Origin of the sequence: Paraburkholderia sp. FT54 (assembly GCF_031585635.1) — a bacterium.
GTDB lineage: Bacteria > Pseudomonadota > Gammaproteobacteria > Burkholderiales > Burkholderiaceae > Paraburkholderia.
The window spans coordinates 2131527-2152928 of the sequence record NZ_CP134195.1; the positions used below are offsets into that span (position 1 = coordinate 2131527).

Consider the following 21402-nt stretch of genomic DNA (forward strand, 5'->3'; position numbering starts at 1 on the left):
AGCGGATTGGGTCGGTTCGAGACGTCGAAGAGACGCAATCGCCGGCCGCCGATCCGCTACCACGGACAAAAGGAGCATCAGATGACGTCGAAGAAGGATTGGCATGCGAAGCAATACGTGTTGTTCGAAAACGAGCGCACACGTCCGGTCAGGGATCTGCTGGCGGCCGTGCCGCCGACTGACGTGAAGAGCGCGGTGGACATCGGCTGTGGACCCGGCAACTCGACCGAGACGCTCGCCGCGCGCCTGCCGGGCGCGGCGGTCAGCGGCATGGACAGTTCGCCCGACATGATCGAGGCGGCCCGCCGGCGCCTGCCGCAATTCCAGTTCGACGTGAGCGACATTTCCACGTGGGACGCGCCGGGACCGTATGACCTGATCCTCGCCAACGCGGTGCTGCAATGGGTGCCCGACCACGAGCGGCTGTTTCCGTCACTCGTGGCGAAGCTCGCGCCGGGCGGCAGCCTCGCCGTGCAGATGCCGGACAATCTGGACGAACCCGCGCACCGTCTGCTGCGCGACATCGCTGCGGACGGCCCGTGGGCGGAGAAGCTCAAGGGCGTCGAGCGCAGCATGCGCTACGGCGCCGACTGGTACTACGGCTTGCTGGAGCCGCTGTGCGCGCGGGTCGACGTATGGCGTACCGTCTACCACCACCCGCTCGCGGGCGGCGCGGACGCGGTGGTCGAATGGTTCAAGGGCAGCGCGCTGCGGCCGTTTCTCGCCGAACTCGACGATGCGGAGCAAGCCGCTTTCCTGGAGCGTTATCGGGACGCGATCGCCAGGGCGTATCCGGCGCTCACCGACGGCACGGTGCTGCTGCCGTTTCCACGGCTGTTCATCGTCGCCACCCGCTAGCGGCGCCGGCTCGCGAGCGGGTTGCCGTGCCGGCTGTGGCGCCCGCGCGCCAGGGTACTCAGGAATTGCCGCGTTTGAATTCTGCGTGATATTGTTCAATCAAAGCGGGGGATGGCGGCTAGCCGTTCTCACCGGAACGCAATTTTCAGCAGCGAGCGTCGCCATGAGTGATGTACGCCATCATCTGAGTCCACGAGACCGTTTGGAGTTGTTGTGCTGGCTCACATGCGGGAGTCTTGGCGCTTATTACCTGAATGAGGACTGGCCGGATGCGGCGTTTCATGTGCAGGCCGCGCATAAGTGGCTGGATCGGCGGGCGCGCGAGGCCGATTGGCTCACTATCGCGAAGCTGACCGCTACCGCTGTGGAGATTGCGCGCAGGCATGCGCAGTTTGTCGAAGCGGATTGGGCGAGAGATGCGGTTGAGGAGATTCTTGATACGGATGAGCTTGATCCTCAAGCCAGGCTTGTGAGACAGGTTATTGCGGATTGCCAGAGTGCTTTGGCGGATAAGAGGCTGGCGGATTGATTTGGGGATTTTGCCGGGAACACAAGCAAATCAAGCCCCCAAAAAACCAAGCTGTACACGACCCCGAGATCGACCTGATACACCCGCGTCGACCCGCTCCCGTTTGGTTTGACGTCGTTAAAAAAAGCGAACTTGGCTGCAATTCTCAACGAGCCCGAGCGGCGCCCACAGACCATGAGCGGCACGGGGTCCGGCCATCCGGCTGTTTACCTGCACGCCCGAGCGCGGCTTTGCAGTACCTGAGCGGCCAATCGCTGCATTGAATCTCGCACATGGCCGATCTCATCGATCAGCCTCTGGATGGACCCGTCGTCGCGATCGTGTTGCGCAAGCGCGCGCAGATCGTGCTGGGACGGTAGAACGGAGTCCGTTGGCGACCGCGAATGCATTCAATTCATTACGCGCACAAGAGTCAACATTGACACATATCAAATCAAACGATTATGTGGTTATAAAAAATTGCACGGCGGCGGCAAATCTGCCAATAATAGATCCACGACATTCTTTCGTTAAATCCTGCGTACCGGTTAAATCTCGGAGATAAGAAATCTGTTTCCTATCTGCGATCCATTTCACCTACGGCAGGCTCGCTCGTATTCGCATCGAATGAAAATAATTAACAAAACGATATCCCCCGGCATTTTGCATAAAGACGTACCGGAAGATGTATTGATCTGCCGCCCGAGAACCGCTATGCCGCTTTTCATCGACGCAGCAGCCGTATCGGCTTCAAGTGGCGACAAGCAAGAAAAGATTAAACGCTTTTATCGCCCCTACGAACAGAAGCTTTACCGGTTCTGTGCATCTCCGGAAGTGCTCAGGCAATGTCAGCTTTCCGATCGGGCCGCCAGCAGTCCCCTCGATGAGCACTGGGAGAGTATCAAAGCGATACCGTTCCAGGCAATCACGCCCCGTCTTTCGAATGCCCCAACCGCCGATAAAGGCGAAAGGGACACATTAGCGGACCTTCCAGATGAATTGTCGAATCTGCATTTACGCGGGTGTGGGTCGAGTTCATTCGAATTAATCAACACAGGTCAGCACTACTTTTTCTACCGGAAATTGCACGAACACGTGCCCGGAACCATGTTGATAGAGGCAGCCCGCCAGGCTGTTTACCATCACTTATATAACCATACGACACACGCTCGCGGGCATATCACTGTAACTCTTTCTGAACTTAATGCCAGATTCTTCGGCTACGCCGAATTGATGTATCCAGTCGAGCTCGTGGTCGATGACCTTGATCAAACACCACATTCAAAGCCAAAAAATATCCACTATCGAGTCTCGATTTACCAGAGACAAACGCTTCTGGCGACAATTGATACGAAAGCTCCCATTATAGACATTGGTTTATTCGAAAGAATCCGGAATGTCCTTTTATTTGATGACAACTGGTTTGCGCCGCTCGACTCTCGAAAGTTGAATTGCTTTGTTGTTACGCACAACGGCACACGACATCCGGTTTCGCCTCTGGCCATTTCCAGGGCAGGTTGCGTAACGGCATTGTCATCGGAAATCGACACCAATGCGACATCGTTGCACGTCGAGTTGGACGGCATGACCAGCCTCACGCTACCTGTAGCTACATGCGAAAAAATCACGCCAGCCCTGACGTGGACGTTCGCAGAACTTTCCGCGAAAGAGCTTCTCAGCCTTAGCGAGATCATCAAGCGAGCCTTCAGGCAGGTTGCGGACCCATTGACCTCGCTGTCGAAGGTCCCGCAATGAACATTTCTCACCTGGCTGCTGCACAACCTCTCAATCTGGGTGCGCAAATCCGCGCGAAAAATCGCCTTTACTTTGCACCGATGGGGCTGGACCTATGTTCCGAACTGGGTATGCCCCGGCCGGAGTTCGAGCAGGTCTACCAATCACTGATGGACGGCGGATGCGGGTTCGGGTTTCTCGGCAATGCAACGGTTGATGAGACTTCACGCTATAACGGCCGCGGGCTGAAACTAACTTCAATGGCACACGCCGAAGCGCTGCGGCCAATTTTTCAGTCGGCGTTGGACCGAGGATTCCCGCTCGGACTGCAATTGCAGCACTACGGCCCTCAGGGAATGCCGGTGGGCGACAACGCCGTCATACCGAGTCCGAGCGGAATTCCGTCTCGTGCGTCGGCACGGTATCCACATGCGCGCACAGTCGCAATGACGCAGGAGCAGATTTTCTCTTGCATCAGACAGTTTTCGTCCGCGGCACAGTTGGCCGTGGCCGCAGGTGCCACCCTCCTCCAGATCCAGGCATCGAATGGATACCTGATCAGCAGTTTCCTGTCGCCGCGAACAAACCGACGCGTCGATGATTGGGGCGGTACGCCGCTCAAGCGGGCGAAGCTTCTTCTATCGATCATTCAGGAAATCCGCAAGGTCACGAATGGGCAAGCAACCTTAACGGTTCGTCTCGGGATCGACGACGGCTTTGGGTCCGACGGTCAACAAGTTGAACTCCTCGGGGACGTAGCGTGTGCCCTCAAAGAAAGTGGAATTGCCGCGATTACATGCTCGATTGGCGTCAGCGAGACCTTCGGAAAATTCTTTAGCGATAGAGAACAGGCGATCAATATCTCGCGGCGCGGTTCGCGGTTCTTGAAGCGGATTGCTGGATTGCCAACAGGCTTCACCGGATCGATACCCAGCATCTCTGTCGCGAACGAGATCATTGAAAGCGGAGACGCCGACTTTGTCGGCTTTGCACGCGCGGTTTTGGCTGATAACAACCTGGTGAAAAAAGAACTGGCCGGCAGGGAGGACGAAGTTACCCGCTGCTTGTGGGATTCAAATTGTTTCCGCGATAAACGTGCCTCACCGGCGACGCGGGTGTATTGCTGTGTCAACCCGGCTTACAAGCGCCCGCGCAAACTGCAGATCTATTACAAGGAAAATCCAGCATGAGCTTTGACGGGAAGATTGCGCTTGTGGTGGGTGGAACACGTGGCATCGGTCTTGAAGTTAGCAAAAAACTGATCGGAGCTGGCGCTACCTGCTATATCACGGGGCGAAACGAAGTAGACGGTGCGACAGCACAACGATTGCTTGGCCACATGTGCCACTTTGTCAAAAGTGACGTTACCGATCAAGAATCGATAGCCGAGTTGTTTAGGACGATCGATAGCCGCCACGGCCGGCTCGATCTCGCTGTCAATAACGCCGGCGTTACGACCAGGCGTGCGCCTGTAGTCGATCTCGACATGGCGGAATGGAAACGTGTTCTCGAAATCAATCTTCTCGGACCGCTTCTGTTGATCTCGCATGAAATAAGACTTATGGCTGTTCACGCTGGAGCATCGATCGTGAACGTGTCCTCATGCGCAGGTTTGCTCGGCGTCGCTGCCCAAAGCGCCTATTCAACGAGCAAGGCTGCTCTTAATATGTTGACCCAGGTTTGCGCACTTGAATGCGCTGAAACAATGCCTGGTCGTCACCAAATTCGAGTCAACGCCGTGTGCCCGGGTCCAACGTTGGGAGGAATGAATTCACAAGAACGATTGCGGGCCAACCCGGAGGCAACCCAACACAAAATCCAGGTCACGGCGATGAAACGCTTCGCTAATCCGGATGAAATCGCCGACACGATCCTATGGCTGCTCAGTGACTCGTCGTCGTACGTGACAGGGATTGTCTTGCCGGTGGACGGCGGCTATTCCGCCGGCAAGTTTTAAATATTCGCGGATAGTTTATCTCGCGTCTCTACTAAACACCTGCCTCGTAGCGACGCACTGGTTCAAATGATACCGACAATGGAAAAAGTTCTCATAACGGGTGTGAGCAGCGGAATCGGCGAAGCGCTGGCCAAACTCTATCTGCAGGAAAATTATGTTGTGCTTGGGACATCCCGGCGCCCACCATATCAGCTGATCCCGTACGAGAACTTCCGGTTCCATCGATGCGACCTCTCACAGCCTGACGCGATTCGTGAACTCATGTATGGGCCATTTCATGACGCGCTTACTCAGGGTGTCGAAGTTGCCTTTCTGAATGCAGGCGTGAGCGGGAATGTACCGGGGCGCGGCGAGGATTTTAGCGTTGACGAGCTCAATCACGTGATTTCCGTCAATGTGCTCGCGAACAAATTGCTGATCGATCTACTCTTGTCTGCACGTTATCGCCCGAAAATTTGTGTACTTTCCGCATCGATGGCCGGAGTACGCTTCAGAGGTGGGACTCTGCCATACAGTCTTTCGAAAGCCGCCTTGTCGGCACTGGCCGGAGTCTATGCCGCAGAAAATCCGGACGTTTTGTTCGCCGTGCTCGGGTTATGCAACGTCGACACTCATCTTTCCCGGCAGGTGAGTTTCAGTCAGAGAACCGCCGAATTTCCCGAGCTCAAGGCATTGCAGAGCCGCGCGCTAACGACAGGCTACATGGTTTCTCCTCGTCAACGCGCTAATGATATCTACTCCGTCATCAATGACTGCGAGCATTACGGAATAAAGAGCGGCGAGTTTGTCGACATCCGGACGGTAATTGGAGGAACCGGCATGTCCGGTGCTTCCCATTCTACTCACCATCCTCCTTCGACGCGTAAGTAAGGATATCCGTCTAGATGCTCGGCGAGTAATCGGCTGTCGGAAGTATTGGCTGATTGGTCTCAACTAGAACAAATGGGATTGACATGTCGGATAGACACATCTTTGGCAAAGAAAGTTGTAACCAGGGCCACAGCATCATCAGCCTGATTGAAGCCGCGATCTTGCGTCAAGAACCTCTGCTGGAGAAACCCGTCGATCTATCGCGCGGAGAATCTAGTCGATTGTACGGGCCCGACGGACAAATCGACTCGCTCACGCTGGTGTCCGTGATAGTCGACATTGAGGATCAAATCAGATTGCAGTTTGGTATGGAAGTCTGCCTGGCTGATCTAACGGTACTGCCCAAGGGCGAAGCACCGTTCGCAACCGTTGCATCCCTGGCAAGATACGTCGCCAGACGATTGGAGCTCGCGCTAACCAGCGAAATTTGACTAACCCAATCGCTCTAAATCCTCGAAGACAACTATTGAGGCAAGCACATGGAAGATTTTCTTAAAGAGATCGAAGCACTCAATCATGTGACAGCAATCGTGGGCGATTCTGGTGTTTTCTCCTACGCCGACCTTTACGAAGCTGTTCTCGAATTCTCTTCACTGCTTCGCTCGACGCTCGTCTGTGATTCCAGTGTTTTACTCGTTGACGACTATAGTATGGGTAGCATCGCCATGCTATTCGCGCTGGCACGTTACAACAACGTTGTCGCCCTTGCTGTCCCCGCGGGTGACGCGCACGTCGAATCTCTTGCACGTGCAGCCGGATGCAGCTTTGTGATCCGCGGAAGTTCAACAGGTCTTCCCAAAATCACGACCCGGGATGTTTCCGCCCTCCCCCCTGCAATTGAACGCCTGCTCACCAAACGTGCGACAGGTTTTGTCGTATTTTCTTCGGGGTCGACAGGTCCTGCAAAGGGCGTGGTGCACTGCCTGGCACCGTTTCTTCGACAGTACCTGAACTCAGAGCCATGTGGAGTCATGCTGGCGTTCCTTCTCTTTGATCATATAGGCGGTCTGGCAACGGTCCTGCACGCGCTGTTCACTCGCGGAACGCTAGTCCTTCCACGTGAGCGTTCCCCGTACGAGGTCAATCGCTGTATCGAACGATATGGTGTTCAGACGCTACACGTCTCTCCCACTCTGCTCAATCTGGCACTGTCATCTGACAGCTTCCAACTTGGGGAAGTACAGAGCCTGCGACGTATATATTACGGATCGGAGCCCGCTCCCTCCGCGTTAGTGAATCGTGTAAAAGAGGAACTGCCTCTTGTTGAACTACGACAACTTTACGGAATGTCGGAAATTGGTGTACTTCCCTGCGTCAGCCGCCCGGAAGACAGTTCATGGATCAAAGTCGTCGACCCCGAATATCGGGTGAGGATTGTTGATGGCATCCTGCAGGTCAGCAGTCCAACGAATCTGGTGGGGTATCTTGCGGGCGCGCCTGCGTTAACCGAAGACGGCTATTTCATTACAGGTGACCTGGCTGAAGAGAGCGACGGATTTTTTCGGGTCAAAGGACGGGACACGGATTTGATCAACGTTGGTGGCACAAAAGTCTATCCCATCGACGTAGAGAACATTCTGAAGGAGATCAGCGGCGTACTGGACGTCGTCGTCTATGGTCAACCTAATCCGTTACTCGGGCAAGTCGTTGCAGCGCGGTTTTCTCTGTCACGGCATGAAACGCTCGATAGCCTCAAATCCAGAGTATTCATGTACGTCAAGGGCGTACTCACGCCCGAACAGGTGCCGCGTGTCTTTTCGATTAGCGAAGAGCCACTTCATACGGCACGGTTCAAAAAATCCCGGAAGTTGAATTCAATTCCTGGTTTAGTCGAACCAGGTTGAAAGGCAGGAGACAAGAAGACAATGCAAAAAATTGACCAGCAGCGCGTGCGTGAAGGGCTAGCCGAATTTTTGGCGATTCCACTAGAAAATCTCCATCCGGAAACGGATCTCAACATGACCGGCAATTGGGACTCGCTCGCGAAGATGGCGGCAATTGCCCTCATTGTCGAGGCAACGCGAGCATCGGTATCAAAGGACGCTCTGTCTGAAGCCAAAACATTAGGCGACATCTTTGATCTATTAGACAAGGGACGCGCACCGCGATGAGTCTACGCATAATTTCCGGCGCCGCCATCCAGGCCGTGACAGCGGCTGTTCCTGAAAAGAAGACAACACTGAAAGACTTCTCCTTGTTATACGGCGAGCGGGAAGCAGGTCGCGTTGCCAGGACAACCGGTGTCAGGTCCAAAAGTTATGCAGGGAACCTGTCGGCTACGGATCTGATTACTGCGGCCTGCAAGAACCTGTTCAGCGCGAAGATTACCAGTGCCGCGGAGATAGACGGTCTGATCGTCGTTACCCAGACTCCTGACGATTGGAGTCCGGGTGCTGCCTTCACCATCCACTGCCGGCTTGGTCTCTCCCAGGACTGCCTCGTTACAGATTTGAACGCAGGTTGCTCTGGATATTTGAGCGCCCTGTTTCAGGCCGGAGCTCTCGTCGCCTCCGGTGCCTGCAAAAAAGTGCTTGTCTGTACGGGTGATGTAATGTCAAAACTCATCAGCGACGATGACCGGCATGTAGCAATGTTATTTGGCGATGGTGCGTCCGCGACTCTGGTTGGCCAGGGCACGGAGCAGATCGAGTTCATGTGTGCCGCGGACGGAAGTGGCCGCAATTTACTTGGCGCGAAGTTGCGCTATAGCGAGCCATCCGAAGCGCACGTCTGCGCGGAGATTCATGGGCTGCACATGGACGGCGAAGCCGTTATGAACTTTGCGCTCGCGAGGGTACCGGCAATGGTCAAGAGTTTGCTTCAGGCAACCCGCTTGACACCGGCGACGCTTGATCTTCTTGTTTTACATCAGGCCAATGAATTCATGTTGACCTACCTCCGCCGGATTATCGGCGTAGACGCCGCGAAAGTACCCATTGACATCGACGGCTTTGGCAACACGAGTTCAACCTCGATTCCGCTAGTTCTGTCTCGCCACGCGGCAATCGGGAGTCCACAGGCAAAAAACGTGGTTCTCTGCGGATTTGGAGTCGGTTTGTCGTGGTTGGCCGCAAAGGTGGATCTACAAAATACCGTAGTCGTGCCGCCATGTGTGGTCCCGGACTTGACCCACAGCTTAGCGACCCTGCCTATCAGTGATCTCAAGCCGTGACAATTCAGCGTCGAGAAGCAATGATGTTCCGGATAGATGATGCATATCCTGCCACCGCAGCTGATTCGCACACTGCCCACAGCTATCGATACCGGTGTCGATCTCTAATGTCACGGCGTCAGGTCGCCAGTCGCGAGGGCGCTCTGCACCGAAGCCAGCGTACGTCGCCTGATCCATCCGCTCGCCACGCGAATAGCGAGCCAATAGGGCGCAAAAAGAAACTTCGTTCGAGTGGTGGGGCAATATACGAACGTTTCGGTTCTTAAAATATGCGTGTCGTTCGGACCTGCGATTGCTTTAAAGCGCAATACCAGTCTCGCGGCTGTCGGATCGACTGAGTGCTGAAATTCGGCGGCGTCCGCGATCGGCGCAATACCGAGGTCGGGACGCCAGAAGCGGCCCACTAGCCCTCGCGATATTTCGTGATCGTCTCGACACAGCAATGTGAACGTGTCGAATCCAAATCGCGCCGACGGACGATCATGGCGCTGCTTGCGGAGCAGAGCAGCGAGCCTCGATGGAATTTCACGGGCGCTAAGAAGCACGTTTGCCACCCGGTCATCTCGCATATCAAGTCCCTCGACGACACTGATTATTCTTCTGGCATCTGCCTGAATCGGACTTGACTCGTGAACTTCATAAAAGCTGAACGTGGGAAGAAACGGGGTCCGGTAAACGGCTGTTCTACTGTCTACCTCCCGAATGAATCCGCATAACGTCATTTCAACTCCCTGAAAATATTTTAGAAGCACTGAGCAACCATTTTGGCTGTGGCGCTGCATCACATTCTAGACCCACGGTAACCGACCTGGTCAGTTCAATGCGAAACGCCGTATTGATGGACCTAACTACTTGATCCAGATCAGATGCGATGTCTTTGCTCAACAGAATTGGATCCGTCCCACCTTCACAAAGGCGGAAACTAATCAGATGATGAAGCCACGTCTGAATTGCTGACTGTTTCGTTCTGTTTTTTTGTCGTAGTCCTATTTCATAAAGGCACGTTATGTCTAAACTTCTATTGATAAAGGCCAGTCCACGCGGCATCGATTCGGCTACGGGAAAGTTAGCCGATCTGTTTGTGAATCGATGGCTAGAGGCAAATCCTGGCGCAATCGTCACAAGACGTGACACGGGTCCGGGCAACGTGACCGGACCGGATCAAAGCTGGGTCGTCGCCAACTTGACAGCGGAAAATGACCGTACTGTCGAGCAACGCCTTCTTCTGGCGCAGTCCGACGAATTCATCGAAGAATTGCGGTGGGCGACTCACGTGGTCATTGCTGCACCGATGTACAATTTTTCTGTTCCCTGGAATCTCAAAGCCTACTTCGACAATATCGTTCGGGAAGGCGAGACATTCTTCTTCAGCCCCGATACGGGACATGGTCCATTGCTTCCTGCCGGAAAGAAATTGCTGCTCGTTTGGACAGCGGCCGGTGATTACTCAGCCGGCACCGAAATGGCTCCGTTCGACTTTCTAACGCCCTATGTTCGAGGAGTGTTCGCTTTCATAGGGATCACGGACTTTTCGGTGATTTCGGTTGGAAGTCGCTCGGAAACACCGGAGTTGGCAAACACGGCGATGAAATTGGGCATCGAAAACATCGCCCAACTTGGCGATTGCTGGTAGTCCGCCGTAAAGACTCTGCGACTGTAGCAGGCTCCCTGTTGCGACAAAGCCGGCCAGATCGCGCGAGGCGTGGAGGAGATTCGTCGCGAGGCGCCGCCGTGCCGTATTGAAACACTCGGGAGGCTCCCAAGCACGAAGGCTTCTCATTCGTGAGAGTTTCAGATACCGGGCATGACCTCATGAAGCCCATGCCCTCACTCCTCCACCGCCGCCTTCAACCTCGACAACGCGTGATCCCATTGGCGCGAGATCGCGTCGAGCGCACGGCGCGCCTCGTCGAGATGGGCCGGCTCGAACGCCCATAAGCGCTCACGGCCCACCTTCACATCGCGCACCAGACCCGCGTTGGCGAGCACCTGCAAATGCTGCGTGACGGACTGCCGCGTGATGTCCGTTCCCGCAGTGAGTTGCGCGATCGACATCGCGCTACCCGCGCACAACACGGCGATCAGACGCAGACGTGTCTCATCACCGAGCGCCGCGAAAATGGCCGCTGAGCCGCGCAGCACCGACGCCTTCAGATCCGCTGCGGCCGAGGCCTTCTTAACCCTTGCCGACATGCTGTTCGATGTTGGTCATCTGCTGTTCCCACCCGCCGCTATTCATGCGGAACGCTTCTTCACGGCGGCCCACGGGAAGCTGATCAAAGCCCGATTCGACCACGCGCAACAAGGTGCCCGATTCGACCTCGGTCAGTTCGAAGACGACCAGGGTGGTCGGCTCCGGCGAGTAGTCGAAGGTGACGTCGACTGCGGCCGGATGCCAGCGCCACGACAGGTGATGCTCGGGTTCGACCCGCTCGACATGCACGTCCATGACGAGATACTCGTAGCCTGGATAGGTAATGTTGCCCTGCACGGATTGGCCGGCCACGAACTGTTTGCCGGTGAGATTCACGCCGAACCAGTTGCCGAATTCCTCGGCGTTGGACAACGCGCGCCAGACCCGCGAGCGCGGCGCTTTGAGCAGAATCTGTTTTTCGATGCGATCGGTCGATGTGTTCATATGCGTCCCATGCAATCTGGTTGCTGACTGCATATTAGGAGCAGCATGGCCAACATGCAAGTGATTGCCTGCATGTTTTCACGGCGGTTTTTCGTAGACCCGAGTACGCACAGCGTCCCTACTTGTCGTCCGATTCACGACTCTTGAACAGACGCGCACTCGACAGAATGGCGAGCGCAATCGCCACGCTGAGAATCGCCGTGGCCTCACGACCGAGCCCCGCCGCCACGCCGACGCCCGCGCTCAGCCACAGGCTCGCCGCTGTCGTCAGGCCGCGCACCTCGCGCTCGGCGCTGAGCATCAGGACCTGCATGACGTCGGCCGCGCTGCCGAGATCGGAGAATTCTGCGCGGGCGGTTGCTCACACAACGTGCCACCAGTTATTCATTACATTTGCCTGACATTGCGGAAAACGCCAAGCATACGGCAATAACACGGCGCCGCGTACCTCATCCCGCCGACTCGGCTCCGTCGCGCGATGCGGCCTACGCGTCAATGCGAAAGCCTGATGGTTCGGATGACTGCATTACTCCGTTGCGTGCGCGTGCATCACACCGGCGTGCATCGACCACGCCATCCACGGACGGCGCAGCGCGACGATCGCGACGAACGCGCGCATGCCGCCAACGCGCCGAACGTCGCAAAGCCCATCTGATAGCTGCCTGTGCTTTCCTTCGCGATCCCCATCACGACAGGCAGATAGAATCCGCCGATCCCGCCCGCGGCACCGACAATGCCCGACATCAGACCCGTGCGGCCGGCCCAGCGATGCGGCACCAGCTGGAAGGTCGCGCCGTTGCCGAGACCGAAGGCCACGTACAGGCACAACAGCAGCGCGATGCCACCCGCCATTGAAGGCATGGCCGCGGCGAACACAAAGTCGCACAGCGAAATGATCGCGAGCAGGAAGGTCAGCGCGCGCACGCCGGACACCTTGTCGGCAATCAGACCGCCGAGCGGGCGCACCATCGCGCCGGTCGCGGCGAGCAGCGCCATGAAGAGGCCCGCGTCGATCTTCGAGAGCTGGTACAGGTTGGTCAGAAGCAGCGACACATACGAGGACATACCGACGAAGCCGCCGAACGTAATGCCGTACACCAGCATGATCGCCCACGTGTCACGCTCGGCCAGCACCGCGCGATAGCGCTTGGGCAGCACCGCGATCGCCAGCAATGCGCCGATCACCGGCAACAGCAGCACACCGGTCTTGCCGGAGCCGAACATGCCGGCTTCGACCAGCAGCACCAGCACGACCAATCCGACGAGCGTGACCGCAAAGCTGCCGAATGCGCGCAGCACGCTGCCCGATTTCACGCCGGAATCATTGGCCCAGAAATACAGCGTGATCGCCGCGATCGCGAGCAGCGGCAGCGCGCCGCCGGCGGCCATCTGCCAGCCGTAGCGGGTGGCCAGCTGCGGGAACAGGAAGCCGTCGAGCACCGCGCCGATATTGCCGGCCGCGGCGAGGCCCAGGACGAGGCCCTGCACCTTCGGCGGGTAGTTGCTGCCCGCCATCGGCAGCGCGACGGCGAAACTCGCACCGCCGACGCCGAGGAACACGCCGAGCACCAGCAGCACCGTGTACGACGGCACGGCCGGCATCAACGGCAACACGATGGTCGGCACCGCCGACAACAGCACGCCCATCAGCGCAATGCGCTTCCCGTGCGCAGATTGATACAGGTTGCCGAGCGTCACGCGCAGAATGGCGGCGGACAGCACCGGCACGGCGACCAGCAAGCCCTGTTGTGCGGGTGTCATCGTGATGCTCTTGCTGATGAACGGCGCGAGCGGTCCATACAGGACCCAGACAGTAAAGCCAGTGTCGAAATAGAGGAAACACGCCACCAGCGCGCGCCAGTCTCCACTCTTTAGGGAGCTCATCACGTTTTTCATCAGACATCCTCATAAAACTGATTTTTCGACTATCCGGCAGATCGCGCTACACGCCACGCACCGGAATGATCACGATGTTGAAAACCGGCTTAAACATGCAACCTCCATGCCATGCGGCTCCGTGTCTTGAAGCTGTACTGCGTACTCGTTGAAACCTTGAAACGGTGAGTGCGTTCGTTGCACTCCAAACCGCGCGACGCTCAATAAACGTCGCGGGCGTAGCGCTTTTCCTGCGCGAGGCGGTTCACGTATTCGCGCGCTTTTTCATCGCTCATGCAGCCGTGTCGGGCCACGACTTCCATGAGCGCGGCATCGACATCCTTCGCCATCCGGTTGGCGTCGCCGCATACGTAGAAATGCGCACCGTCTTCGAGCCATGACCACAATTGCGCACCTTGCTCGCGCATGCGGTCCTGCACATAGACCTTGTCGGCCTGGTCGCGTGAGAACGCGACGTCGAGCCGGGTCAGCACACCGTCGTCGAGCATCGCTTCGAGTTCGTCGCGATAGTAAAAATCGGAGGCGGCGTGCTGCTCGCCAAAGAATAGCCAGTTGCGTGCGCTATCCCCGCGTGCGCGCCGCTCATGCAAAAAGCCGCGGAACGGTGCAACACCGGTGCCGGGACCGACCATGATCATCGGCGTATCGGAACGATGAGGAAGACGAAAGTGTGCGGACTTCTGCACGAACACGGGCACGTTGACATCGCCCGCGCGGTCGGCGAGAAACGTCGACGACACACCTTTGCGATGACGGCGGCCATTGCTGTAGCGCACCGTTGACACAGTCAGATGAACTTCTCCCGCATGCGCCTTCGGGCTCGAGGCGATCGAATACAGACGCGGCTGCAGACGCTTGAGCATGCCCGTCAATTCGGTTGCCGTGAGGCTCACCGGAAATTCGTGCAGCACGTCGGCAATCTGCTGGCCCCACAACCACTGCTTGAGGCCGGATTTGCGCTCAGGCGACAGCAGATCGCGCAGCGCGCCATTATTGCTGCGCGCTGCGACGAGCGCGAGCAGATCCGGATTCGGGCGCGCGATCTCGTAGTGCTTGCCGAGTGCATCGGCAAGGCACATCTCGCCCACGCCCGCCACGTTCACCGCGGCGTCGGCGCTCAAACCGCTCAGGCTGATCAATTCGTCGACCAGTTCGGGGCAGTTGCTCGGCCATACACCCAACGCATCGCCTGCTTCGTATTCGAGTCCCGAGTCGCCCGTGCTGAGCGAGAAATAGCGCGTGTCTTTCGCCGCGCCCTGCCTGTTCAGGCGCAGATTGGTGATGAGCCGCGAGGCTGCTGGCCGTGTTTTGGTCGGCACCGTGCCCGGCACCACGGCGTTGATCATGCCGTCTCGCGGCACGGCATATAGCGCGGCGTCCTCTTCCTTGATGCGCACGATGATGCGTTCGAGCCACGCGTCCGCGTTCTCCCGGTACTCGCTGTCGCAATCGACGCGTTCCATCAGCCGCAGCGCGCCCTGCCCGGCGAGCCGCTCGTCGAGGCGGCGGCCGTGGCCGCAGAACTGGTCGTAGTTGCGATCGCCGAGCGCGAGGACCGCGAAGCGCACGCCGTCGAGCCGAGGCGCGCCCTCGCCGCTCAATTGCGTCCAGAAACTTTGCGCGTTGTCGGGTGGATCGCCGTCGCCGAAGGTGCTCGTCATCAGCAGCACGTATTGCGCCCTGGCGAGCGCCGAGGCTTGGTAGTCCGCCATGCACGAGGTGCGGATTTCAAAGCCCGACTCCATCAGGCGAGTGGCGTAGCCTTCGGTCAGCGACTCGGTGTTGCCGGTTTGCGAGGCCCACAGCAATGTGACCTTCGGGCGCGCGCGCACGATGCGCACACCGGAAGCATGCGATGCCTCGGCATGCGCCGTTGCATTCCCCGCAGCAGGCACAGCGGCCGGCGCGGCGGGAACCGTCGCGCCGCGACTATAGAGACCGGCCAGCAAACCATCCACGTAAAGACGGTTTGTCGTATCGAACGGCGCGTTGCCCGGCAAAACCGGCGCGCTTTCGATGCCTTGCGCTTCCGCCGAACGCAGTCCATTCACGAAGCCGGCCAGATAGACGCGCTCCTGGTCCGTGAACGAAGGCGCGGGTATCGCCGGCAACCGCAACAGGCTGGTGAGTGCATCGATACGGGGCATATCCAGATCCTTCGCGCTTGCCGATACGGTGTTGGCGGGCGCCGCGCTCGCGGCAAACACAACGGATGCATCGTCGTCATTCAGGAAAGGCGCGACGCTCTCTGCCACGACCGGACTCAACGCGACGGCGCAAAACTTGAATTCGGGCTGCTGCGAGATGGGGTCGATAGCGTCGCTCGTCACGGCATTGATGCACAGGTCGTCGCCGAATACGTCGTTCCAGTGCATCGGCGCGAAGCAGTGACCCGCGCTCATGCGCCCGGTCACGACAGCCGGCAGCACCGCGCGGCCGCGGCGCGAACGAATCTCCACCGGGTCTTTTGCCTTGATGCCGAGGGCGGCGGCATCTTCGGGATGAATCTCGACGAACGGGCCGGGATTCAGCTTGTTGAGCATCGCGACCTTGCCGGTCTTGGTCATCGTGTGCCATTGATGCTGTAAGCGGCCCGTATTCAGCACGATCGGAAATTCACGATCCGGCAATTCGGCCGGCGCAGCGTAGGCGCGTGCGAAGAACATTGCCTTGCCGCTCGGCGTCGGAAAGACGAGTTGTGGACGGCTGCCGTCCGGCCGCTCCCTAAGCGTTTGACTCACGCCGTCGTTGAGGTAACGAACCGGATTGCGATCGCTTGAATCGTCGGATGCAAGCGGCCATTGCAGCGGCGTTTCCTTCAGGCGGCGATGACTCGCGCCGCGCAGGTCGTAGCCGGTTTTCGGATTCGACGCGCGGGTGATTTCCGCGAAGACTTCCTCGGCGCTCGCATACGTGAAGGCCTGCGCGAAACCCATCTCACACGCGACGCGCGCGATGATCTGCCAGTCCGGCAGCGCGGCGCCCGGCGGCTCGATGCCCTTTTGCATCAGCGTGAGATTGCGCTCGGAGTTGATCATCACGCCTTGCGCTTCGGCCCACAGCGCGCCGGGCAAGAGCACGTCGGCGTAGCGGTTGGTCTCGGTGTCGAGGAACGCGTCCTGCGCGATCACGAGTTCCGCCGCGTTCAATCCGTCTATCACGTTCTGACGATTCGCCACGCTCGCCACCGGGTTCGTGCAGATGATCCAGCACGCCTTGATCTCGCCGGCCGCCATACGGGTGAACATGTCGATCGTGCCGTTGCCGACCTGCGGCTTGAGCGAGCCCTTCGGAATGCGCCACAGGTCCTCGATAAACGCGCGGTCTTCTTCAACCAGCACCGAACGCTGGCCCGGCAAGCCCGGCCCCATGTAACCCATCTCGCGGCCGCCCATCGCATTGGGCTGGCCCGTCAGCGAAAACGGGCCGCTGCCGCGCCGGCAAATCTTGCCCGTCGCCAGATGCAGGTTGCAGATTGCGTTGGTATGCCATGTGCCGTGCGTGCTCTGATTCAGGCCCATGGTCCAGCAACTGATCCACTCTTTACTGGTGCCGATCATCTCCGCAGCCTGGCGGATCTCTTCGACGGCGAGGCCGGTAATCAGCGCGACTTTTTCCGGCGTGTAGTCGGCGAGAAACACGGGCATTGCGTCCCAGCCTTCGGTGGCCTCGTCGATGAAAGCGGCATCCGTATGGCCGTTTTCGTGCAACAGATGCAGCAGGCCGTTGAGCAACGCGAGATCGGTGCCCGGCCTGATCTGCATGAAGAGATCTGCCTTCTCCGCCGTCGTATTGCGGCGCGGATCGACGACGATCAGTTTGGCGCCGGCCTTCACGCGATCCATCATGCGCAGAAACAGAATCGGGTGACAGTCGGCCATATTCGCGCCGATCACGAAGAACAGATCGGCGTGATCGATGTCTTCGTACGATCCCGGCGGCCCGTCCGCGCCGAGCGACAGTTTGTAGCCGCTGCCCGCGCTCGCCATGCACAGGCGCGAATTCGATTCGATGTTGCTCGTGCCGACGAAGCCCTTGGCGAGCTTGTTGACGAGGTACTGCGCCTCGATCGACATCTGGCCCGAGACGTAGAACGACAACGCGTTCGGCCCATGTTCATCGAGCAGGCCGCGCAAACGCGCCGCCGTGGTGCTGATCGCCTGCGCCATCGGCAGCGGCGCCGGGTCCTGGCCGCGCGCATGGCGCACGAACGCGCCTTCGAGACGTCCCGACTTGCGCAACGCGACATGCGCTGACTGTCCCTTCGTGCACAGCCGGCCGAAGTTGGCCGGATGCTCCTTGTCGCCGGATATCTTCACGACCTGGCCGTCCTCGACGTGCAGCACCATGCCGCAGCCAACGCCGCAGTAAGGGCACACGGTTTTTACGCTAGTAGAGGACATGGGCGGGCAACGTCGTTGTAAAAGGATTCAGTGGCTCAAACCGCGACCCACACCTGGCCGTTTTCCACGCGCGCGGCGAACGCGCCAACGGAATGCGCCGGTGTTTCGAGGCACTCGCCGGTGCGCAGATCGAAGTGATGCTTGTAGATCGGCGAAGCGACCACGATGCGTTCGCCGAGGCTGCCGATCAACCCGCGCGAAAGGACTGCCGCCTGCGAGCCCGGATCGAAGTTTTCGATCGCGTACACGACGGGGTCCGCGCCACCGTTGTTCACGTGAAAGACCGCGACCTGTTCGCCATTGACGAGCGCGCAAACGCCCGTGTTGGGCACAATGTCCGTGAGCTGGCAAACCGGCGTCCAGGCGCGCGACAGGCGATCGTTGTTCATGACGGAAGTCCTCGGTAAAGGGTGCGGTTCAATCAGACGGTTTCGACGACGACGGGAATCGCGGCAAGCTTCGAGCGCCGCTCGGCGGGCGTGGCCGGCCGGATCTGGCCGCGCTCCTCGACGAAGGCGACGTTGCCGTCCGACTCGCCGCTGTTGACGAAATGACGGAAGCGCTTGCGTGTTTCGGGATCGGTGACGGCCTTCTTCCATTCGCATTCGTAGGTGTCGACCACGTGCTGCATCTCCGACTCGAGTTCGTCGGCCACGCCGAGGCGATCGTTGACGACTACGTCGATCAGATAGTCGAGGCCGCCTTCGAGGTTCTGGCGCCACACGCTGGTGCGTTGCAGACGGTCGGCGGTGCGCACGTAGAACATCAGGAAACGGTCGATGTAGCGCACCAGCGTCTCCTTATCGAGGTCCGACGCGAGCAGTTCGGCGTGGCGCGGTTTCATGCCGCCGTTACCGCACACATAGAGATTCCAGCCCTTCTCCGTCGCGATGATGCCGACATCCTTGCCCTGCGCTTCCGCGCATTCGCGCGTGCAGCCCGACACGCCGAACTTGATCTTGTGCGGCGTGCGCAGGCCCTTGTAGCGGTTCTCGAATTCGACCGCGAGGCCCACCGAATCGCCGACGCCGTAGCGGCACCACGTCGAACCGACACACGACTTCACGGTGCGCAGCGACTTGCCGTACGCATGCCCGGATTCGAATCCGGCGGCGATCAGTTCTTCCCAGATGAGCGGCAATTGCTCCACGCGCGCACCGAACAGATCGACGCGCTGACCGCCGGTGATTTTCGTGTAAAGGCCGTATTTTTTCGCCACCTGGCCTACCGCGATCAAACCGTCGGGGGTAACTTCGCCGCCCGCCATACGGGGCACGACCGAATAGGTGCCGTCGCGCTGAATGTTGGCGAGGTAGTAGTCATTAGTGTCCTGCAGCGAGACGTGTTCTTTCTTCAGCACAAACTCGTTCCAGCACGACGCGAGAATGCTCGCCACCAGTGGCTTGCAGATATCGCAGCCGAGGCCGTGGCCGTGCTTCGCGAGCAGCTCGCCGAAGCTGCGCACGCCTTCCACACGCACGATGTGGTACAGCTCCTGACGCGAGTAAGCGAAGTGTTCGCAGACGTGGTTGTTGACCGCGAACCCCTGCTTCTTCAGCTCGGCCTTCATCACCTGAGTGACGAGCGGCACGCAACCGCCGCATGAGGTGCCGGCGGTCGTCGCGCATTTCAAAGCACCGATGTCGGTGGCGCCTGCGCAGACGGCGGCGCACAGCTCGGCCTTCGAGACGTTGTTGCATGAACAGATTTGCGCGGAAGCAGGCAAGGCCTCGACGCCGAGCGCGGGCTTCACATTGCCGTCTGCTTGCGGCAGGATCAGAAATTCAGGCGACGCCGGCAGTTCGATGCGGTTCAACATCATCTGCAACAGCGTGCCGTATTCGCCGGCATCGCCCACCATCACGCCGCCGAGCAGATACTTGCCGCACTCGGACACCACCAGCTTCTTGTAGACCTGCTTGCGTTCGTCGCTGAACTGGTAGGCGCGGCTGCCTGGCGTGCTGCCGTGCGCGTCGCCGATGCTCGCCACGTCCACGCCCATGAGTTTCAGTTTGGTGCTCATGTCGGCGCCGGCGAATTCGGCCGTGTCACCGAGCAATTGCTTCGCCACGGCGCGGGCCATGTCGTAGCCCGGTGCCACGAGGCCGAACAGCTGGCCATTCCACAGCGCGCATTCGCCGATTGCATAGATGTGCGGGTCGCTCGTGCGGCACGCGTCGTCGATCACGATGCCGCCGCGCGGACCAAGCGTCAGGCCGCTTGCGCGCGCCAGGTCGTCACGCGGACGGATGCCCGCGGAGAACACGATCATGTCGGTGTCGAGGTGGCTGCCGTCCGCGAATTGCATGCGGTGCGTACCTTCTTCGCCGTCGACGATCGCCGTGGTGTTCTTCTGCGTATGCACCGTCACGCCCAGTTCTTCGATCTTGTTGCGCAACACGCGGCCGCCGCCGTCGTCCACCTGCACGGCCATCAGACGCGGCGCGAATTCGACCACGTGGGTTTGCAGGCCCATGTCGCGCAGCGCCTTCGCGCATTCGAGACCGAGCAGTCCGCCGCCGACCACCGTGCCCGTCTTCGAGCGCGCGCCGCATTCAAGCATTGCTTCGAGGTCGTCGATGGTTCGGTACACGAAGCAATCGGCGCGCTCACGGCCCTGCACGGGCGGCACGAAGGGATAGGAGCCGGTGGCGAAAACCAGCTTGTCATAAGGCAGCGTTTCGCCCGTCGACACTGTCACGGTGCGCGCGGCGCGATCGATCGCCACGGCTTTCGTATTCAGCTTGAGCGACACATTCTGGCGTTCGAAGAAACCCGGCTCGACCAGCGACAGATCGTCCGCCGTCTTGCCCGCGAAAAACTCCGACAGGTGCACGCGATCGTAGGCCGGCCGCGGTTCTTCGCACAACACCGTGATATCGAGGCCGTGCGCGGCGTCTCGTGCGACGCACTCGATCAGTTTGTGACCGACCATCCCGTGACCGATAACGATGATTTTCATGACCGCGATTTCCTCAATGTGCTGGGTTGCGAGCGACGCCGTACGACATGTGGCGAAAGCGATTCCGGAAATAAAAACGGCGTCCCGCGAATCCAGTCGATGACTGAATTCGGGGGACGCCGTTGTCCTGATCTGTCCTGCGGCGAGTACTTTGTGTTGCACTCGCGCCGGATCCACGTTGATCCGATGGCAAGGCTTAATGCAAAGCCTATGCCAGTTGCACTAAATGGCTGTGACGAGGCCGTGGCGCGGGACTTTGCGGTGAATGGCACGCGCATGCGGCGCGTCCTGCGCACGACGCCTTTTGATGCAGCGAGGCACATCGATGGTGCGACGCGGCACCCAGTACGTGCGAGTGCGGGCCCGTAAATGGAGCGCAGTCGTCGTGCAATGTGCTGGCGGCG

At 59.0% G+C, this 21402-nt stretch carries 19 protein-coding genes and 1 pseudogene; 12 read left to right on the forward strand and 8 right to left on the reverse strand.

The annotated features are described in order from the left end of the window. Nucleotides 1-81: 81 nt before the first annotated feature. The 10 genes from tam (at nucleotide 82) to RI103_RS10045 (ending at nucleotide 9099) form a co-directional block, all read left to right on the forward strand. Nucleotides 82-858, forward strand: coding sequence for a trans-aconitate 2-methyltransferase (tam, locus tag RI103_RS10000; protein ID WP_310811899.1), 777 nt, complete (start codon nucleotides 82-84; stop codon nucleotides 856-858). A 163-nt stretch (nucleotides 859-1021) separates the two neighbouring features. Next, on the forward strand, nucleotides 1022-1387 hold the full coding sequence (locus tag RI103_RS10005) for a hypothetical protein (protein WP_310811900.1): 366 nt from the start codon (nucleotides 1022-1024) through the stop codon (nucleotides 1385-1387). Between the two features lie 693 nt (nucleotides 1388-2080). Next, nucleotides 2081-3121: an AfsA-related hotdog domain-containing protein gene (locus RI103_RS10010; RefSeq protein WP_310811901.1), complete on the forward strand. Its 1041-nt coding sequence runs from the start codon at nucleotides 2081-2083 to the stop codon at nucleotides 3119-3121. After that, entirely contained in the window at nucleotides 3118-4290 is a 1173-nt protein-coding gene (locus RI103_RS10015) for a hypothetical protein (RefSeq protein WP_310811902.1), read from the forward strand. Before RI103_RS10010 ends, RI103_RS10015 begins: the two co-directional genes overlap by 4 nt. Then, nucleotides 4287-5057 carry an SDR family oxidoreductase gene (locus RI103_RS10020; RefSeq protein ID WP_310811903.1) on the forward strand — a complete coding sequence of 257 codons (771 nt, stop codon included), beginning with the start codon at nucleotides 4287-4289 and terminating at the stop codon, nucleotides 5055-5057. The genes RI103_RS10015 and RI103_RS10020 overlap by 4 nt, the downstream gene beginning before the upstream one ends. A gap of 78 nt (nucleotides 5058-5135) precedes the next feature. Further along, nucleotides 5136-5927 (forward strand): SDR family NAD(P)-dependent oxidoreductase, encoded by a 792-nt coding sequence (locus RI103_RS10025; RefSeq protein ID WP_310811904.1) that lies wholly within the window; start codon nucleotides 5136-5138, stop codon nucleotides 5925-5927. 83 nt (nucleotides 5928-6010) lie between these two features. Beyond that, entirely contained in the window at nucleotides 6011-6358 is a 348-nt protein-coding gene (locus RI103_RS10030; protein WP_310811905.1) for a hypothetical protein, read from the forward strand. 48 nt (nucleotides 6359-6406) lie between these two features. Next, a complete protein-coding gene (locus RI103_RS10035) occupies nucleotides 6407-7771 on the forward strand; it encodes a fatty acid--CoA ligase family protein (protein ID WP_310811906.1) in 1365 nt (454 codons plus the stop codon). A 21-nt stretch (nucleotides 7772-7792) separates the two neighbouring features. Beyond that, nucleotides 7793-8038 carry an acyl carrier protein gene (locus RI103_RS10040; RefSeq protein ID WP_310811907.1) on the forward strand — a complete coding sequence of 82 codons (246 nt, stop codon included), beginning with the start codon at nucleotides 7793-7795 and terminating at the stop codon, nucleotides 8036-8038. After that, nucleotides 8035-9099 (forward strand): ketoacyl-ACP synthase III, encoded by a 1065-nt coding sequence (locus RI103_RS10045; RefSeq protein ID WP_310811908.1) that lies wholly within the window; start codon nucleotides 8035-8037, stop codon nucleotides 9097-9099. Before RI103_RS10040 ends, RI103_RS10045 begins: the two co-directional genes overlap by 4 nt. 110 nt (nucleotides 9100-9209) lie before the next feature. On the opposite strand, the gene RI103_RS10050 is transcribed toward RI103_RS10045, so the two are convergent. Further along, nucleotides 9210-9821 (reverse strand): hypothetical protein, encoded by a 612-nt coding sequence (locus tag RI103_RS10050; protein WP_310815209.1) that lies wholly within the window; start codon nucleotides 9819-9821, stop codon nucleotides 9210-9212. A 284-nt stretch (nucleotides 9822-10105) separates the two neighbouring features. Between RI103_RS10050 and RI103_RS10055 the strand changes: the two genes are divergently transcribed. Next, a complete protein-coding gene (locus tag RI103_RS10055) occupies nucleotides 10106-10732 on the forward strand; it encodes an NAD(P)H-dependent oxidoreductase (protein WP_310811909.1) in 627 nt (208 codons plus the stop codon). A 194-nt stretch (nucleotides 10733-10926) separates the two neighbouring features. Here the strand turns inward: RI103_RS10055 and RI103_RS10060 are convergent, their stop codons facing one another. The 7 genes and pseudogenes from RI103_RS10060 to nirB all read right to left on the reverse strand — a co-directional run bounded on the left by RI103_RS10060 (nucleotide 10927) and on the right by nirB (nucleotide 20998). Then, the gene (locus tag RI103_RS10060; RefSeq protein ID WP_310811910.1) at nucleotides 10927-11292 is read right to left on the reverse strand and encodes a metalloregulator ArsR/SmtB family transcription factor; all 366 of its coding nucleotides are present in this window, start codon (nucleotides 11290-11292) and stop codon (nucleotides 10927-10929) included. Then, nucleotides 11276-11737, reverse strand: coding sequence for an SRPBCC family protein (locus RI103_RS10065; protein WP_310811911.1), 462 nt, complete (start codon nucleotides 11735-11737; stop codon nucleotides 11276-11278). Before RI103_RS10065 ends, RI103_RS10060 begins: the two co-directional genes overlap by 17 nt. Nucleotides 11738-11855: 118 nt before the next feature. Continuing rightward, nucleotides 11856-12050: an MgtC/SapB family protein gene (locus RI103_RS10070; protein ID WP_310811912.1), complete on the reverse strand. Its 195-nt coding sequence runs from the start codon at nucleotides 12048-12050 to the stop codon at nucleotides 11856-11858. A gap of 213 nt (nucleotides 12051-12263) precedes the next feature. Then, nucleotides 12264-13633, reverse strand: a pseudogene (locus RI103_RS10075) (MFS transporter). 200 nt (nucleotides 13634-13833) lie between these two features. Next, nucleotides 13834-18036: a bifunctional nitrate reductase/sulfite reductase flavoprotein subunit alpha gene (locus RI103_RS10080; RefSeq protein WP_310811913.1), complete on the reverse strand. Its 4203-nt coding sequence runs from the start codon at nucleotides 18034-18036 to the stop codon at nucleotides 13834-13836. 35 nt (nucleotides 18037-18071) lie between these two features. Continuing rightward, nucleotides 18072-18425 (reverse strand): nitrite reductase small subunit NirD, encoded by a 354-nt coding sequence (gene nirD, locus RI103_RS10085; protein WP_310811914.1) that lies wholly within the window; start codon nucleotides 18423-18425, stop codon nucleotides 18072-18074. A gap of 32 nt (nucleotides 18426-18457) precedes the next feature. Next, a complete protein-coding gene (gene nirB, locus RI103_RS10090) occupies nucleotides 18458-20998 on the reverse strand; it encodes a nitrite reductase large subunit NirB (RefSeq protein ID WP_310811915.1) in 2541 nt (846 codons plus the stop codon). Here nirB and RI103_RS10095 point away from each other — a divergent pair. Then, the gene (locus tag RI103_RS10095) at nucleotides 20975-21367 is read left to right on the forward strand and encodes a hypothetical protein (RefSeq protein WP_310811916.1); all 393 of its coding nucleotides are present in this window, start codon (nucleotides 20975-20977) and stop codon (nucleotides 21365-21367) included. The two genes, nirB and RI103_RS10095, sit on opposite strands and share 24 nt — an antisense overlap. The last annotated feature ends 35 nt before the right edge of the window (nucleotides 21368-21402 follow it).

Coding starts and splice junctions, on each gene's coding strand:
- RI103_RS10010 (WP_310811901.1), top strand. CDS start 2,081: ATGCCGCTTTTCATCGACGCAGCAGCCGTATCGGCTTCAAGTGGCGAC.
- RI103_RS10020 (WP_310811903.1), top strand. CDS start 4,287: ATGAGCTTTGACGGGAAGATTGCGCTTGTGGTGGGTGGAACACGTGGC.
- RI103_RS10080 (WP_310811913.1), bottom strand. CDS start 18,036: ATGTCCTCTACTAGCGTAAAAACCGTGTGCCCTTACTGCGGCGTTGGC.
- RI103_RS10055 (WP_310811909.1), top strand. CDS start 10,106: ATGTCTAAACTTCTATTGATAAAGGCCAGTCCACGCGGCATCGATTCG.
- RI103_RS10045 (WP_310811908.1), top strand. CDS start 8,035: ATGAGTCTACGCATAATTTCCGGCGCCGCCATCCAGGCCGTGACAGCG.
- RI103_RS10065 (WP_310811911.1), bottom strand. CDS start 11,737: ATGAACACATCGACCGATCGCATCGAAAAACAGATTCTGCTCAAAGCG.
- RI103_RS10070 (WP_310811912.1), bottom strand. CDS start 12,050: ATGCAGGTCCTGATGCTCAGCGCCGAGCGCGAGGTGCGCGGCCTGACG.
- RI103_RS10050 (WP_310815209.1), bottom strand. CDS start 9,821: ATGACGTTATGCGGATTCATTCGGGAGGTAGACAGTAGAACAGCCGTT.
- RI103_RS10015 (WP_310811902.1), top strand. CDS start 3,118: ATGAACATTTCTCACCTGGCTGCTGCACAACCTCTCAATCTGGGTGCG.
- nirB (WP_310811915.1), bottom strand. CDS start 20,998: ATGAAAATCATCGTTATCGGTCACGGGATGGTCGGTCACAAACTGATC.
- RI103_RS10040 (WP_310811907.1), top strand. CDS start 7,793: ATGCAAAAAATTGACCAGCAGCGCGTGCGTGAAGGGCTAGCCGAATTT.
- RI103_RS10035 (WP_310811906.1), top strand. CDS start 6,407: ATGGAAGATTTTCTTAAAGAGATCGAAGCACTCAATCATGTGACAGCA.
- RI103_RS10060 (WP_310811910.1), bottom strand. CDS start 11,292: ATGTCGGCAAGGGTTAAGAAGGCCTCGGCCGCAGCGGATCTGAAGGCG.
- nirD (WP_310811914.1), bottom strand. CDS start 18,425: ATGAACAACGATCGCCTGTCGCGCGCCTGGACGCCGGTTTGCCAGCTC.
- RI103_RS10030 (WP_310811905.1), top strand. CDS start 6,011: ATGTCGGATAGACACATCTTTGGCAAAGAAAGTTGTAACCAGGGCCAC.
- RI103_RS10025 (WP_310811904.1), top strand. CDS start 5,136: ATGGAAAAAGTTCTCATAACGGGTGTGAGCAGCGGAATCGGCGAAGCG.
- tam (WP_310811899.1), top strand. CDS start 82: ATGACGTCGAAGAAGGATTGGCATGCGAAGCAATACGTGTTGTTCGAA.
- RI103_RS10005 (WP_310811900.1), top strand. CDS start 1,022: ATGAGTGATGTACGCCATCATCTGAGTCCACGAGACCGTTTGGAGTTG.